14 protein-coding genes and 1 riboswitch are annotated in these 15,518 nt (G+C 40.4%); of the genes, 5 read left to right on the top strand and 9 right to left on the bottom strand.

The genetic code is table 11. The features are described 5' to 3' along the window. Positions 1 to 223: 223 nt before the first annotated feature. The gene (locus tag PU629_RS19045) at positions 224 to 2,026 is read right to left on the bottom strand and encodes a right-handed parallel beta-helix repeat-containing protein (protein ID WP_275281613.1); all 1,803 of its coding nucleotides are present in this window, start codon (positions 2,024 to 2,026) and stop codon (positions 224 to 226) included. 272 nt (positions 2,027 to 2,298) lie between these two features. Here PU629_RS19045 and PU629_RS19050 point away from each other — a divergent pair, with 272 nt between their 5' ends. After that, complete coding sequence (locus PU629_RS19050; protein WP_275281614.1) at positions 2,299 to 2,895, top strand: pyruvoyl-dependent arginine decarboxylase; 597 nt, start codon at positions 2,299 to 2,301, stop codon at positions 2,893 to 2,895. A gap of 80 nt (positions 2,896 to 2,975) precedes the next feature. Here the strand turns inward: PU629_RS19050 and PU629_RS19055 are convergent, their stop codons facing one another. The 3 genes from PU629_RS19055 to PU629_RS19065 are packed head-to-tail and all read right to left on the bottom strand — an operon-like array spanning position 2,976 to position 5,801. After that, positions 2,976 to 4,427, bottom strand: coding sequence for a DUF6056 family protein (locus tag PU629_RS19055; RefSeq protein ID WP_275281615.1), 1,452 nt, complete (start codon positions 4,425 to 4,427; stop codon positions 2,976 to 2,978). After that, a complete protein-coding gene (locus tag PU629_RS19060; protein ID WP_275281616.1) occupies positions 4,408 to 4,851 on the bottom strand; it encodes a GtrA family protein in 444 nt (147 codons plus the stop codon). Before PU629_RS19060 ends, PU629_RS19055 begins: the two co-directional genes overlap by 20 nt. After that, positions 4,848 to 5,801, bottom strand: a complete 954-nt coding sequence (locus tag PU629_RS19065) for a glycosyltransferase family 2 protein (RefSeq protein WP_275281617.1) — start codon at positions 5,799 to 5,801, stop codon at positions 4,848 to 4,850. The genes PU629_RS19060 and PU629_RS19065 overlap by 4 nt, the downstream gene beginning before the upstream one ends. 360 nt (positions 5,802 to 6,161) lie before the next feature. Here PU629_RS19065 and PU629_RS19070 point away from each other — a divergent pair, with 360 nt between their 5' ends. After that, entirely contained in the window at positions 6,162 to 7,337 is a 1,176-nt protein-coding gene (locus tag PU629_RS19070; RefSeq protein WP_275281618.1) for an aminotransferase class I/II-fold pyridoxal phosphate-dependent enzyme, read from the top strand. 227 nt (positions 7,338 to 7,564) lie between these two features. Continuing rightward, the gene (locus tag PU629_RS19075) at positions 7,565 to 8,260 is read left to right on the top strand and encodes a VC0807 family protein (protein ID WP_275281619.1); all 696 of its coding nucleotides are present in this window, start codon (positions 7,565 to 7,567) and stop codon (positions 8,258 to 8,260) included. A 9-nt stretch (positions 8,261 to 8,269) separates the two neighbouring features. Here the strand turns inward: PU629_RS19075 and solA are convergent, their stop codons facing one another. The 4 genes from solA to PU629_RS19095 form a co-directional block, all read right to left on the bottom strand. Continuing rightward, on the bottom strand, positions 8,270 to 9,403 hold the full coding sequence (gene solA, locus PU629_RS19080; RefSeq protein WP_275281620.1) for an N-methyl-L-tryptophan oxidase: 1,134 nt from the start codon (positions 9,401 to 9,403) through the stop codon (positions 8,270 to 8,272). A gap of 72 nt (positions 9,404 to 9,475) precedes the next feature. Continuing rightward, positions 9,476 to 10,333: a MetQ/NlpA family ABC transporter substrate-binding protein gene (locus PU629_RS19085; RefSeq protein ID WP_275281621.1), complete on the bottom strand. Its 858-nt coding sequence runs from the start codon at positions 10,331 to 10,333 to the stop codon at positions 9,476 to 9,478. A gap of 50 nt (positions 10,334 to 10,383) precedes the next feature. After that, a complete protein-coding gene (locus tag PU629_RS19090; RefSeq protein ID WP_275281622.1) occupies positions 10,384 to 11,046 on the bottom strand; it encodes a methionine ABC transporter permease in 663 nt (220 codons plus the stop codon). Continuing rightward, positions 11,036 to 12,073 (bottom strand): methionine ABC transporter ATP-binding protein, encoded by a 1,038-nt coding sequence (locus PU629_RS19095; RefSeq protein WP_275281624.1) that lies wholly within the window; start codon positions 12,071 to 12,073, stop codon positions 11,036 to 11,038. The genes PU629_RS19090 and PU629_RS19095 overlap by 11 nt, the downstream gene beginning before the upstream one ends. 83 nt (positions 12,074 to 12,156) lie before the next feature. Then, positions 12,157 to 12,262: riboswitch (SAM riboswitch) on the bottom strand. Between the two features lie 869 nt (positions 12,263 to 13,131). Here PU629_RS19095 and PU629_RS19100 point away from each other — a divergent pair. Continuing rightward, positions 13,132 to 13,491: a hypothetical protein gene (locus PU629_RS19100; RefSeq protein ID WP_275281625.1), complete on the top strand. Its 360-nt coding sequence runs from the start codon at positions 13,132 to 13,134 to the stop codon at positions 13,489 to 13,491. A 49-nt stretch (positions 13,492 to 13,540) separates the two neighbouring features. Beyond that, positions 13,541 to 13,705 (top strand): hypothetical protein, encoded by a 165-nt coding sequence (locus PU629_RS19105; protein WP_275281626.1) that lies wholly within the window; start codon positions 13,541 to 13,543, stop codon positions 13,703 to 13,705. 145 nt (positions 13,706 to 13,850) lie between these two features. Here the strand turns inward: PU629_RS19105 and PU629_RS19110 are convergent, their stop codons facing one another. After that, entirely contained in the window at positions 13,851 to 15,485 is a 1,635-nt protein-coding gene (locus PU629_RS19110; RefSeq protein WP_275281627.1) for a glycoside hydrolase family 13 protein, read from the bottom strand. Positions 15,486 to 15,518: the final 33 nt, after the last annotated feature.

Below are 15,518 nucleotides of genomic sequence, written 5' to 3' on the forward strand. Positions count from 1 at the left end.
ATTTTCGTGGGCAAGCGCCATTTGCAGTGAGTGCTCAACCTTCGTGAAAAAAATAAACAGCCGCCCACAATTGAAGGGCGGCGAAGTTAATTAATTCTATTCTATATTTTATTGGACTTAATCGGTTTAGACCTCGAACCGGTTAACTGAATGCCGTTATTGGGATGGCTGATCGAATTGTGACCAATGGCGTTTTTTCAGCTTTGGACCCCGGTTTTCCGGCTTAAGATACTGAATTATTTCTACCTACAAAGCTCTTAGAGGACGAACTGATTTTAATTCCATGTCCTTTGCTTTTACTGATTTTATTTTTAATTAGCTTTGCGGTTGAATGATTGGTTACTGATATACCATTTAAGTTAGCTCCTGTTACCTTATTTCTGCTGACTTCGGTGCCGTTTGCGTGAACAAGGTACAGACCATCCTGTCCGCTGTTAGAAATCGTATTACCGGAAATAACGTTAGATTTTACTGGGTTTGATGAGCTTCCATAGAGCTTGACTCCATGACTCTGCGAACCCATAATTGTGTTGTTCTTAAGCTGATTTTGATTAGAGCCCGAGTTGACCCCAATCCCGTATTTAGACTGAGTAATAACGTTATGACTGATTGTATTAAGATTGGACCATCGATAAAGCACAATCCCATAATTGCCATTATTTCCGATCTTATTGCTATCCACTTCGTTGCTCGACGAATGAGTTGAAATGGATATCCCGCTTCCCAAATTATCACGAATAATATTATTCGTAATGGAGGCATTGGCATTCGCGTAGACAGATATACCGTGACTGTGGTTATTTGTAATTGTATTTGAGTCGACCTTAACATCATTGGAATAGTGGTGAATCGCTAATCCATATTCCTTAGAGCTTTGGACGTTATTCCCTTTGATTACGGTTTGACTGGTATAAGCTAAATAGATCCCATCCCCATCTGCATGATGAATTGTATTATTTTCTATGGACACATCCTCAATACTACTTTCCGATGTTCCTAAAAAAACAATCCCCTTTCCGCCAACGCGACCTGGAATCTTATGCACAGAGTCAAACCGATTCCCTGTTATATTAATGGCGTAATGATTATCCGTATAGATTGGCACAATGGGATTATCAGGACTGTAATTAGCTTTGGGATTACTTGGGACCGTTATAAAATAAATGCCTGTTCCCACATTCTCAAACGTATTGTTTAAAATGGACAGATCTTTGAATTTTAAGGCGTCAACCGCCTCATCCGTTAAGTTCTTGAATGAATTGTTTTGAATCGTAATGTACTGTGGATAAACACCTTTTACAGTGGTGTGACTGCCGACTCCCCTTGAGTAGTTCTCAATTGTATTCCCTTGAATCGTTATATTCCTGCATGGGGTATCATCGTAATAACCGAATGGGTAGGAAACTGTACCGTTATGCGTTATGTCGAGTTGAATGGCTTCTTTCTTAGCAAAATTATCATCATGAAAATAACCATTTATTGTACTATTCAAGACTTGTCCATTTTGAACGCCAACAAATTCTATGGCGTGGGCCCCATAATCATTGAGTACATTCGTGTTCTTAACCGTGACATTTGAGGCATGTCCAAATTCGAGATTATCAAAGGTATGCTTTCCCGAAAGCGCTTGGCCATTTCCATCCCATGTCCCGCCTTCGATGACAATATCATGATCCCCGGTATAACCAGGGCCACCCCTTTCATTTCGCAACATGGGTCCAAAAACCGCATTTCTTTTGATCACCGCGTGGCTTGATAAAATAAGATGGGTGTTAGAATGGATCTTCAGCGCTTTGGAGATTAAATAAGTCCCGTCCGGTACAGTTATTGTTGTGGACCTATATTTTTGAGCCGCATCGAGCGCTGCTTGGAGATTAGCGGTATCATCCACTGAGTCGGAACCATTGGCCCCAAAATCAAGAACTGTAAGATTAACGGATTCACTGGCAGACACTTTTTCCATCCCCAATCCTCCAACTAATAAAAGAAGAAAGCCCATCATAATGTTAACAACCTTTAATCGCATCCCAATCCCTTCCTCTCTGCTATGCTTCACCTTTTTTACTATTTTTTTGAAATTCCTATAAATTATTCCTGAAACTTTCTTATGAACGGTTGATAACAAACCATATTTTTTTTATAAAGACCTAAAAAGTTAAGAACACTTAGGGATAAAAGCGTTCAAACCAACTGAAATGGTGCCACTCGAGATCCCTTTTCATCATAAAATCTTGCTTCAAAGAATAAAAATTTGTATCCCTTATTTGTACCCGCTGATCACCGAAAGGAGGAATAAGAGTGGCTCCCTATGAATTTCAGGCTATTAATGAAGCCTTGTTAGTTGGTCAAAGGATTCCTAAGGACTATATTTTCACAAAAGGTTATGGGGATACCGATATTGGTCCGGGGCATGACCCTTGGGAAACGGGCTCGTTTGATATGGCACGGCAAATGGCTCAAATCGAAAACTTTAATATTGTAAGGTATACGTCTATTGTCCCACCTGACGCGACCGAGATATCCATCGAACAGGCGAAGACTCTATACCATCCAGGTGCGGTCATGGAATGCATCATCTCACAAATGAACGGCTATGAAGGGGACCGACTATGCGCAGGTGTTGGATTAGTCCAGGTAAAAAGAAGCTATGACGGCAAGCTTATTTCTAATTATGCGGCGGAATACATTGGAAACGCTGACGAAGAGGTAGCCAAAAAGTGTTTGCACCGATCTTTAACTCATGAATTTACTCGGCGTTATGATCCTAGAGAATACTATATGGATCAAGAAAAACACTGTATTCAGGTACATGAAGTTCAGCACCGTTATGGAACAGCGATCGCCCTGATTGGTTTTGTGACTTACATCTATCCCGTACTAGGAAAGTTTCAATAATCGATTAAGCCACACTCGGTTGGTCGAATCGTCTATCGGGGCTTCTCTCTGTTCACTAGTTAATCAAAGGACCGTCATGTTCATGATTTGAATTTGACGGTCACATTTTTTGGGATATGATAATACAAATTAAACGTTATATAGGGAAGGGTTCCTTTTTTGGGGACACTGTGCTGCATGAATTGCGTGTATCGATATTTGGTAACATAAATGACCGTGGATTGTTTAGCCAACTGATCTTTTATTTCCTGATTACGAATTTCCGTCGTATGACCGATGCGATTAAAGACACCTAAATACATGACCATCATGGCCACTGAACAAACGCCTGCCCCCCGGATGACCACAGGCCGTATCCCCGGTTGAATGACACTATTCAAGAGCTCCACCGCAACTAGCGCCATCATGAAGTAAGAAGAGAGAAAGCACCTCGGACTGAGCGGTGTGACAACCAAAAACGGCATCGCCAAAACGGCACTCGAAATCAGAAAAAATATGGCCCGATTTCGCTTGGTTCTCCCCTTCACCGACACACAAATTACCACAAAAAGTGTCACCACATAGACAAATGAAAATAAGCCCTCCAATATACGAGCTCCACTAAACCTCACATGGAAATTACTGATCCATATGATCTTATAAACGGGATAAGCCCCTAATATTAATGATAAAAACCAAGAAAGAACCTTGAATGGATGAGTTTGTAGCAGCCAGATTCCAGCAAAGGATAGTACAAGAATTAAAATCGTGTTGTTTAAGATGTAATGCGGATAAATATGAGCTGCCGCATGAATCATTTTGTTTACTAGAGAAGCTTCATGCTCGGTCAAAGCGATGGAGCGTCCCTTATAATTTCCGCTCACGACTGTTCGATAGCCGCTGTTTGAGAACATAATCACGGCACCAATGATCACTGAGATAAAATAAGTGACATGCAGAAGATAAACTTTTCGATAGCGGATGAATGTGTAGAGCATGACAAGCGCAGCAGCAAAGATATTATATAAAGTGACATGTTCAATAAATAACTGTGATCCAATTCCAAGAGGAACCATCCAAATCCAGCTTCCTCTCGGATAGGTCGGTTCATCCCCATCTAGGACATTCTTAATAATGTTTAAATACAATAAACTAAAAAAGGCAGCTGTTATGTAGTTGGCAAATCCTGCGCCCCACCCATAGGTTTGAGCAAACACCTTTGCTGGGAGCGATAAGATGAGAAAAAATAAGAGGAGACCGCAATGGAGCTGTTTAAGATCAATTAGACGCCAGAGCAGATAAAACACGCCTGTACAAAAGAGACTCATAGCAAGAACACGCGCCGCCAAATTTCTCGTAATGAGAATTTCTAGCAAGTTTCCTAAATAACGCCCATTATAATTAGAAAACCCGTGTTGCATTCTCTCCCAGCCAACCGAGGATCCCCAAGTCCAATCATCCTGAGTCAAAGCCATATTGAAAGCTATATAGAGATAAAATAAGAAAACGATCCCGAAAGCTACATAACGCGTCTTATGAGTTAGTCTTTCCATTACCCACCGCCTCTCTCTCTTTGGCATTTCGAAAAATAAACCATTTGCTAAAAATGAAATTGGCGACTAATACTACAACGTTTGTAAGTATTTTAGAAAGCGTTTCATTCATATGCAGTCCACTGATTAAGAGAATCATAACAGCCAAATCCATGGCATAAGAAACGAACCTAAACCCTATAAATGAGACAAACTCACGAATGGTTTCGGTTTTGTTTTCCGTTTTACTTTGAAAGACAATGATTTTATTAGCCACATAGGCAAAAAGGACAGACAGAACCCACGCCACCGTATTCGCAATGACATAATTGACTGGGATCGGGACGGTAAGCAGCCAAAAGCTAACAATATTAATAAGGGTTGTGAAGCCGCCAACAACCAAATAAGTAATTAAGGTGTACCATTTATGAAAAGCCTTCTTCACGGCATCACCTGCTCACCATTGTACTCTTCGACATAATATAAAGGACGCTGTTTGGTCTCAATAAAAATTCTCCCTAAATACTCTCCGATAATCCCTATCGAAATCAATTGAATGCCACCAAGAAGTAAAATACAGACCAAAAGCGTTGTATACCCCGTCCCTGGGATGCCCATTACCAACGTCTTAATGATCGTGATCACCATATAAACCAAGGCCAGAAAAGAAACGAGAAAGCCAAAAAAGGAAGAAAGTCGAAGGGGCAAAGTCGTATAAGAGGTCAGCCCTTCAACAGCAAGGTTTAATAAAGAAATATAACTCCATTTGGACTCCCCACTAACTCGCGGTGCCGCCACATACTTTATTTCTTTCTTTTTAAACCCAATCCAACAATATAATCCTTTTGTATATCTATGTGATTCCCGCATTTTCTTGACTGCCTCAATGCAGCGTCGATCTAACAATCGGAAATCACCGGCATCAGGGCATATCGGCATTCTTGTCGTCTTCTGCAAAAGCTCATAATACTTTTTGGACGTAAAACGGCGAAGCCACGATTCACCCTCACGCTTCACTCGCGTCGCATAGACATCTTCATACCCTTCCTCCCAATGCTTGATTAGCTCTGGTATAACCTCAGGCGGATGCTGGAGGTCGGCATCCATAATAATGATCGCATCTCCTTTTGCATAATCCATTCCGGCCATCATAGCAATTTCTTTTCCAAAGTTTCTAGATAAATCAATAAAGGAAATACGAGCGTCCTTCTCTCGATATTGCTTTAAAATATCAAGGGTACGATCCTCACTTCCGTCATTGACAAAAAGAATTTCAAAATCATAATGGGTCTCAAGAGAACCCAAGTGCGAAACCAATGATTCATACAACGGCTTAATCGATTGCTCTTCATTAAATGCAGGTATTAAAAGTGTAATTAATTTCTTGGTGCCCATTGTTGAACTCTCCTAAAGCCATTGTTCAAATGCCTAATTTTATTTCTATTATTACCTAATTTTTCAATTTCATGAGGAAGACTTAAATGGCCAAAAGCGAACATCCATTTGAAAAACTTGAATCCCCTAAAGCACTCTTCATGTGACTGAACCATCGTGAGGCGAATAGCGTATGCTCGTTAAGTCTAACTAAATTTGGGGTAACGAGAAGATGAAAAATGGTGCACAAGCCAACAGGAAAGATTCCGAGGGCTGTCCAGCTTCCATGTTAAAGCTCAACTTCCTCCAGCAATCTGAATAAAGCTCAATTTCTCAGGTTATATTGAGTTTAGTCAGACAAATGAGTGCGAGGAGAATTCGATGATTAAAGCGAATAAAATAAAAGCACTACCACCTAATGTATTTGTACAAACAGAAGAACAAAAATTAAAAGCCCACACTCTTGGGGTGAAATTTTATGATTTCGGTATAGCTGACCCAAGCTATCCTTCACCGATTACAGCGGTCAAAACGCTGCAAGCAGATGCGGAAATCCCACACTATCATCACTATTCTCCTTTAAAGGGGCATCCTGTTTTTCGAAAACAATTAGCCATTTGGTATCAAGAAAACTTCAACGTTCACTTGGATCCCAACATAGAAATCTTGCCCTTATTAGGAACCAAAGAAGGACTGTTTGATATTTGTATGACCTACTTAGATAAAGGGGATGTTGTCCTTATTCCAAACCCTGGTTTTCCCACTTATTTCCAAGCAACCTCTATAGCAGGCGGCGAAATCTATTCAATGCCTCTCTTAAAGGAAAATCAGTATCTTCCGGATTTAAAAAGCATCCCAGAAACGATTTTAAAACGTGCCAAATTAATGTTCCTTAACTATCCGCATAATCCAACTGGCGCCATCGCACCGGACTCCTTTATTGAAAAGGTCATTCAATTTGCCAAAGAACATGAATTCATCATTTGCTATGATAATGTGTTTGCGACTCTAACGCTTGACGGAAATAAGCCTAAAAGTTTCTTGGAATATGAAGGGGCAAAAGAGGTAGGGGTAGAATTTACTTCCTTCTCAAAAATGTTTAATATGCAAGGCTGGCGGATTGGCGCTGTTGCCGGAAACCACGAGGTCATCAATTCCCTTTTAAAAATGTTTGTAGAAGCCCACACTAGTATTTTTCAACCTATTCAACTTGCGGCGGCAGCTGTCTTAAGAGAGGTTGCCCAAACTGATTTTCCTCATCAACTACGGACCGATTATCAGCAAAAGGTAGATTACGGACTAAAGAAATTCGAGGAAATTGGCTGGCCAGTTGAAAGACCTCAAGGGGCCTGTTATTTGTGGGTTCCCGTACCTGATGGCTATTCTTCCGATGAATTCTCAGGGCTTTTATTTGATAAGTATTCCATTCTAACTTGCCCAGGAATCGGTTTTGGTGAATTGGGTGAAGGCTTCATAAGGCTCTCATTAACGCTTAAAATGGAAGACTGCATAAAAGGCATAGATAAATTATGCGAAGCCTTTAAAGAAATCATTTAAATCCCCTAATCCCAAGTGCGTGTCAAAAAGGCTTAGAGATGCTGATCTCTAAGCCTTTTTAAATAGGTCTAAAAAACGTGGATCGGAGAGAGGCAAAATGGTGGGCAAAAATCCGTTTATTTTATTAACATTGTTTTTTTCTAGTTAAATATCTGTTTGGTGGTTTTTAACGAATTATTTCTTTCATATCATAAGAATACATGTCTTTCTTAAATAAGAGGTATTTTATGACCAAACGCTTACTTTTTCTTCTTGAACTCTTTATTTACCTTATCCTCCCCCTTTTATTATGGGGAACGATAAGGGATATCATTGGCGACTTTCCAACGATGATTTGTTCGTCATTGTTTGGAGTATTATTCAGTACATACCGGTATTATAAAACTAGAGAGTTTAATTTGACAGCCCTTCTATTAATGGGGAATTTAATTATCGATTTTCTTATTGATATTTTCTCTCAATCTGCCATTCGTTTACTGTGGAACAGCACGTTCTATTCATTGGGACTAGCTTTTCTTTATCTTTTAAGTGTCCTGATAAAGAGGCCGATTTTTCTGCTATTTGCCTTGGATTTAATTGTCATGGATGGAAATGATAGAAAAATTAATAAGGAAATGCTTTATCGGCCTGGCCCTTTAAAAGTCTTTAACCTTCTCACTCTCGTTAATAGTCTTAAGGAACTCGTTTCTGCTTTTACCATGATGTACTTGATAAAAAACTTCGGGGTAGAAGCCTATCGCTTCGACATCCTGCTCGATCAAGCCTTTAGTTTCATCCTGTCATTGATTTCTATCTTCGGCTTTCTATACGCCTATAAGCTGGCTAACGAAATTGTGACTATCAAAAAATCACCTCTATATGGGAGCCGGCAGACGTCTTGCTTTAAGCTTGAAACGATTTACTACTTTTTCTGTAATAATTAATCGACTCCTCTAATTAAAACGAGAGAGTGCAAATAAAGAAAGCGCATCATCCCTTTTTCCTTCGAGAGCCATTTGGCACAATATTTCTCCGATGACACTGCCAAATTTAAATCCATGGCCAGAGAAACCTCCAGCAATAAGAATGTTACGATGCTCTGGATGATAATCGATAATAAAATGACTGTCGCTTGACCAGGTTTGTAGGCATGTCTTCCCTTGTCTAAGAGAACCATTTGCTCCCGGCAAGTAGGCCTGAAGACATTCGCGAAGCTCCCCTTCATCTTCCCAGTAGGAGCCAAAGTCCTGTACATGTTGACTAGGATCAATAGGCTGCCCGCCATCTGTTCTCCCTAGCTTGAGTCCTTCTCCTTTCACATTCGGGAATCCATAGAACATACGGTGACCTTCATCAATATAAAAAGATGGAAAATGAGTGAGATCATAGGTTGATTCGGTTTCAAACCAGCCAAATACCTTTCGCAACGGTTGAATCGGCAGCTGGAGAGAAGGAAGCAGCTTTCCTGTCCATGCCCCAGTCGATAGAATCACTTTTCTCGCAGAAAACGTCTCCTGCTCTGTTTGAACCATAACATGCCCATTTTTCGCCTCTACATTGACTACAGGCGTATTAATCAATACGTCTGCCCCATTCTTGATCGCAAGCTCCCTATAAGCCTGAATACAATTTTCACTATAGAGAAAGCCAGATTCCGGCTCAAAACAGCCCATAAAATGTTGCGGTAACTTTAGCCCCGGCCATCTTTTCATCACTTCATCCGCTGACAATTTCTGAAGGGGGAGGCTAAATTTCGCAGCGGAAGCTAATGTTTCATTAAGGAAAGGGGAATCCACCGCACCAATTCCTAGCACACCTGTTTTCTCAAAGATTTTATAAGTGGATTCCTCTTCTAACTGCTCCCACAATTCCTGAGCCCGTTTCACTAATGTGACGTACGCTCTTCCTTCTCCGTAAGCGTGGCGAATCATTCGAGTATTCCCATGGTGGCTGGAATTCGAATGCGGCGGATCAAAAGCATCTACGAGCAGCGTCTTAGCCTTTTGTTTTGCCAGAAAATAGCCCGCTGCCATTCCCATTGTGCCGGCACCGACTACAATGACATCATATATCGACTGTCGTTCCATTTGGTCCACTCTCCCATCGATCAGTTTAGAAAAAAAACGCTTGGACAAAAGCCAAGCGTTTTAAAAACCATGTTATTGATTGTAATTCGTAATTTGGTCAATTGGTTTAACAACAGGGATCGCGGCCCCTTTGTACTGCTTCTTAATAAAATCTTGAACTTGTTTTTCGTGGAAGATATCAACAATTTCTTTATAAGTCTTGTTATCTTTATCTTTTGTTTTTGCAGCAATAATGTTGACATAAGCTTTGTTGCTCGCATCTTCGTGGAAGATCGGATCTGTTGTTGGGTTTAATCCAGCGTTGATGGCCATGTCACAGTTAATAACAGAAGCTGTTGCATCATCAAGGCCTCGCGGTGTCTGCCCCGCATCAACTGGAGTAATTTTTAAATGCTTAGGATTATCTTTAATAAATTCGATCCCTTGAGTCCCGTTATAGCCGTCCTTTAGAGTAATCAGTCCTGCCTTTTGAAGAAGCGCAAGCGCACGGCTTTCGTTAGTCGCATCATTTGGCACAATAATTTGCGAACCATCTTTAATGTCTTTAACACTTTTCACTTTCTTGGAGTAAATGCCCATTGGCCAAATAGCCGTCGTCCCAATCGCAGACAAGTCTAAGTTATGATCTTTTTTAAATGAATCAAAATAGATGACCGTTTGGAAGGCGTTTAGATCAATATCTCCATTGTTTAATGCAATGTTAGGCTGTACATAGTCACTGAATTTAACGATTTGAATATGAATTCCCTTTTTCTTAGCAAGCTTTTGTACGAGATTCCAAGTTGGAAGTTCTGCAGGAGAAATCCCTACTTTTACAGTAACCGGTTTATTTGAATCCGAATTGCTGCTATCGCTATTTTGACTTGATCCGCAAGCAGATGCGGCTATAAGCATAAAGAGTCCAAGTACTACCACTATAATTTTTTTCATTCTGATAACCTCCATGTAGGTAAGAAAATGTCTATGTTAACCAGTAAGGATTATTTTCTCCTAATTTTCTTTGATAAATAATTTCCTAGTGCTTGAATAAGCCAAACGAATACGACAAGTAAAATGACCGTAATAACCATCGCTTGGGTTTTAAATTGCTGGTACCCATAAGTAATCGCTAAGTTCCCAAGACCGCCGCCACCGACAGCACCGGCCATGGCTGATGCTCCGATAAGTCCGATCGAGGCAATTGTCAAAGAAAGGATGATCGAACCGAGCGCCTCTGGTAAAAGAAAACGCCAGATAATTTGCCAAGGTGTTGCCCCCATTGATTGCGCGAGCTCAATGACCCCTTTATCAATTTCCAACAAGGAGTTCTCAACAAGTCGGCCAATGTATGGCGCCGTAAACAGCACCAGTGGAACAATCGCAGCAGTTGTCCCAATCGAAGTATGAACGATAAGACGTGTAAAAGGAATGATTGCTACCACTAGAATAATAAAAGGAATGGATCTAAAAATATTAATAATTATATTTAAAATGGTATAAACCACTTTATTCTCTAGGATACCTTCTTCTCTTGTGATGACGAGAATCACACCAAGCGGAATTCCAATTAGGATAGAAATAAGAAATGCCACGACAACCATGTAGAGTGTTTGCTCGACAGACTGAAGCAATTCCGGCCAAAACCAAGACCAATCAAATGCCATTTAGATCAACCTCCTTAATGTTAACCTCTTGGCTTTTGATAAACTGAATCGTCTTTTTGACTTCATCTTCATTACCAATAAAATCAACAATTAAATTACCAAAAGGGGTTCCTTGGAGCTCGGTTACCATGCCATGAATGACGCTGACATGGACGTCAAATTTCTTAGCAACGGTTGAAAGTAGCGGTTCACTCGTTGAATTTCCTTTAAAGATAATGCGATAAAGAAAATGGTCATTTGTTTGGTTTTCAATGAATCCCCGTTTGATGGAATCTGGAATACTATCATTCAATACCGTGCGCACAAAATTTTTCGCAATATCAGTTTGCGGATCAGAAAAGACATCAAGGACAGAGCCTTGCTCCACGATCACGCCACCTTCAATGACCGCCACTTTATCACAAGTATCACGGATGACATTCATTTCATGAGTGATCATTAAAATCGTAATGCCCAATTCATCTCTCACACGTTTTAATAGTTCTAAAACAGATCTTGTCGTATCAGGATCAAGAGCAGATGTCGCCTCATCACACAACAGAATATGGGGATCTGTTGCCAAAGCACGAGCAATTCCCACCCGTTGCTTTTGTCCTCCAGACAGCTGTTCAGGATACTGATGGGCTTTATCTTCTAAGCCAACAAACGATAAAAGCTCCATAACCTTTGCTTCGATTTCCTTCTTGGGTCTGCCCTCCAGCACGAGCGGCATCGCCACATTTCCGAAAACGGTTTTTGCTTGAAGCAAATTAAATTGCTGAAAAATCATCCCAATCTTTTTCCGCTCTTTTCTCAGTTCTTTAGGCGATAGAGATTGAATGTCCACCCCTTCAATAAGAACCTGTCCAGAAGTCGGACGTTCAAGAAGATTCACACAGCGAATCAAAGTACTTTTACCCGCCCCACTGAATCCAATGACGCCAAAGATCTCGCCTTTCTTGACTTCAAGATTAATGCCTTTTAAAGCAGTGACCGTCTTCGATTTACTTTTACCGTAAACTTTGTGTACATCTTTAAGAATGAGCACCGGTTTGACCTCCTATCTCTCAACCTATTTTTCACATCAAAAAACCTCTTTCATTCAAAATGAAAGAGGTTTACATGTATCGTACCTTATCTTTCAGAATGAAAAATAATTCTGCAGGAAGTAGCACCTTTCCCTTTGGAAGGTTGCTGGACGTCATCGGGCCTGTCCCTCAGTCTCTCTGGATAAGTGTTATATGAAATTATCAATAGTTCGAATCGAACATTCTCAATATTAAAAGATATACCCCAGAGTGTCAATCAGAAAAATGAGAGAAAGCAAACCGACAGCGCTATCATTCCTTTAATAGCAATGAAATATTTTTTTGAGTTTGGCTGAGCTTGTGGTATTTTCGGATGGTTTCTGGGACTTTGGAGGAGGTTCTAGGATCTTTCTCAAATTGATAGTGAGAAACATTGGCCTTCTTGGTTTTTTTGGGGATGTTCTCGGATTTTTGGCTGACCTTCTGGCATGTTTGGTCGACCTTCTTAGATTTTTGGCAAACCTTCTTGGATTTTTCTCAATTTGAATGTGGGCACATTGACCTTCTTGGATGTTTCGCGGATGTTCTCGGATTTTTGTTCGACCTTCTCAGATCTTTGGCTGACCTTCTTAGATTTTTCGCCAACCTTCTCGGATCTTTCTCATATTGAAAGTGGGCAACATTGACCTTCTTGGATTTTTTGGGGATGTTCTCGGATTTTTGGCCGACCTTCTGGCATGTTTGGTCGACCTTCTTAGATTTTTCGCCAACCTTCTCGGATCTTTCTCAATTTGAATGTGGGCACATTGACCTTCTTGGATTTTTTGGGGATGTTCTCAGATTTTTGGCTGACCTTCTGGCATGTTTGGTCGACCTTCTTAGATTTTTTGCCGACCTTCTCGGCTCTTTCTCAATTTGAATGTGGGCACATTGACCTTCTTGGATTTTTTGGGGATGTTCTCAGATTTTTGGCTGACCTTCTGGCATGTTTGGTCGACCTTCTTAGATTTTTTGCCGACCTTCTCGGATCTTTCTCAATTTGAATGTGGGCACATTGACCTTCTTGGATTTTTTGGGGATGTTCTCAGATTTTTGGCTGACCTTCTGGCATGTTTGGTCGACCTTCTTAGATTTTTTGCCGACCTTCTCGGCTCTTTCTCAATTTGAAAGTGGGCACATTGACCTTCTTGGATGTTTCGCGGATGTTCTCGGATTTTTGTTCGACCTTCTTGGATCTTTGGCTGACCTTCTAGCATTTTTAGCCGACCTTCTTGGATCTTTGGCTGACCTTCTTAGATTTTTGGCAAACCTTCTCGGATTTCCCATCGACCTTCTAGATTTCCACCCAACCTTCTCGGGTTTTCTACCAGGGCAAATTATGGGGGTTGAAAATATATGTTTCCACATTCATAATTCTATATTAAAACACGGAGACTAATACTGCTGAGTCGATGTTTCTTACGGAATATCCTATAGGAGGTCATCTTATGGATGAGCAGCTCCACTTGTTGGTGCAACGTTTAGAACTTGCTCAACAAGATTTCAACTATGCGGAGCCAGGACACGTTGACAGAGCTATTGATCATTTAGGGGCAGCTGAAATGGAACTGGCGTTGTATCTTCAGGAGACTCGACTTAGTCATGAAGCATGAGCAGCAATAGCCGCTCATGCTTTTTAAGTCGATATATAAACTTATTCAGTGATTATCCAACTAATTAGATGAAACCAAATGCTTAAACCTTAGCGTCTGGAATACTATTTTATGAAAGGATACCTTTCCTCAAACTTATTTATTCCTATAATTGATAAATCCTGGCTTCATGAGGGCGAAGGGTGGTAAATTGAATACTTTCTTTTTCGGTGACATCAGAGTAATTTGCTAATTTAAGCTGCTTGTTGGTTTCGTCGAGAACCGAATCCAATTTAAAAACTGTGGAGTGATCCGAATGATTAAGAATGATCAACCACAGCGAATCCTCCCATTTGCGAGTATACACGTAGAGATGCTCATCTCCCACTGACAGGTCGTTATAATCGCCATATACCATGACCGGATTCTCTTTTCTCATTTTTATGAGACGTTTATAGTAATAAAAGACAGAATCTGGATCTTCTAATGACTCTTTTACATTTATCTCTTTATAGTTTGGATTTACCTTAATCCATGGTTGACCGGTCGTAAATCCGGCATTGGCTGAATCATCCCATTGGATGGGAGTGCGAGAGTTGTCTCGGCTTAACAAAATTAAGCTATCCAGCACTTCGTTTGGGTCTCTTCCTTTGTCCACTTCTTCTTTGTATTTATTCTTCATGGCAATATCTTGGTAATCTTCAATGGAGTTGAAACGAACACCCGTCATTCCTATTTCTTCACCTTGATAAATATAAGGAATGCCTGGAAGTGTATGAATCATTGTCGCGAATAGCTTGGCTGACTCCTTGCGATAGGCTTGGTCATTTCCATAGCGTGTCACCTGTCTTGTATGATCATGATTGTTCAAAAACTGGGAGTTCGTCCCTTTCCCTTTTAACCCTTCATACCAGCGCTTTTGAATGTCCTTAAAGCGTTGCATGTCCCAAGTTGGCATATCGTCTGCCACCTCGAAATGAAATAAAGTATGAAGTTCATGACGATCTTCCCCTACGTAAAGGAGTCCATCTTCAGGTTTTACAAAAGGAATTTCGCCAACCGTCATAATATCATAGTGCCTGAACACTTCTCGGTTCATTTCTTGTAAATATTCATGAATTCCAGGATTATTGCCGAGATAATTAATAGTTTGGGGATGTTCTACATTCGGGAAGCCTTTTAATTTTGCTAAGAGATTAATGACATCGAGACGAAAGCCATCAATGCCTTTATCTAACCAGAATCTCATCATTTTATAAATTTCTTGTCGGACCTCTGGATTATCCCAATTCAAATCAGGTTGTTCGATAGCAAAGGAATGCATGTAATACTGCCCAGTTTTAGAATCATACTCCCAGGCAGATGGTGTAAAATAAGAACGCCAATTATTTGGTTCCTTTCCATCCACTGGATCTTTCCAAATGTACCAATCCCGTTTCGGGTTATTTTTAGAGGCACTTGATTCCAAAAACCAAGGATGCTTATTGGACGTATGGTTCACCACCAGATCCATAATGAGCTTCATTCCCCGTTCATGAACCGCTTTTAATAAGCGTTCCCATGTCTCCATATCCCCTGCTTTATCCATAATCCTATAATAATCTGAAATATCGTAACCGTTATCTATATCTGGTGATTCATAACATGGATTGAGCCATATGACATCAATGCCTAATTCCTTTATATAATCTAATTTATCGATGACCCCTTCTAGATCACCATAACCATCACCATTAGTATCATAAAAACTACGCCAGTATACTTGATAGACAACCGCTTCTTTCCACCATACTCTTAACACCAATCTGCCCCCCTGGTTTCAAATAATTATTTG

Origin of the sequence: Pullulanibacillus sp. KACC 23026, from assembly GCF_029094525.1 — a bacterium.
Classification (GTDB): Bacteria; Bacillota; Bacilli; order Bacillales; family Sporolactobacillaceae; genus KACC-23026.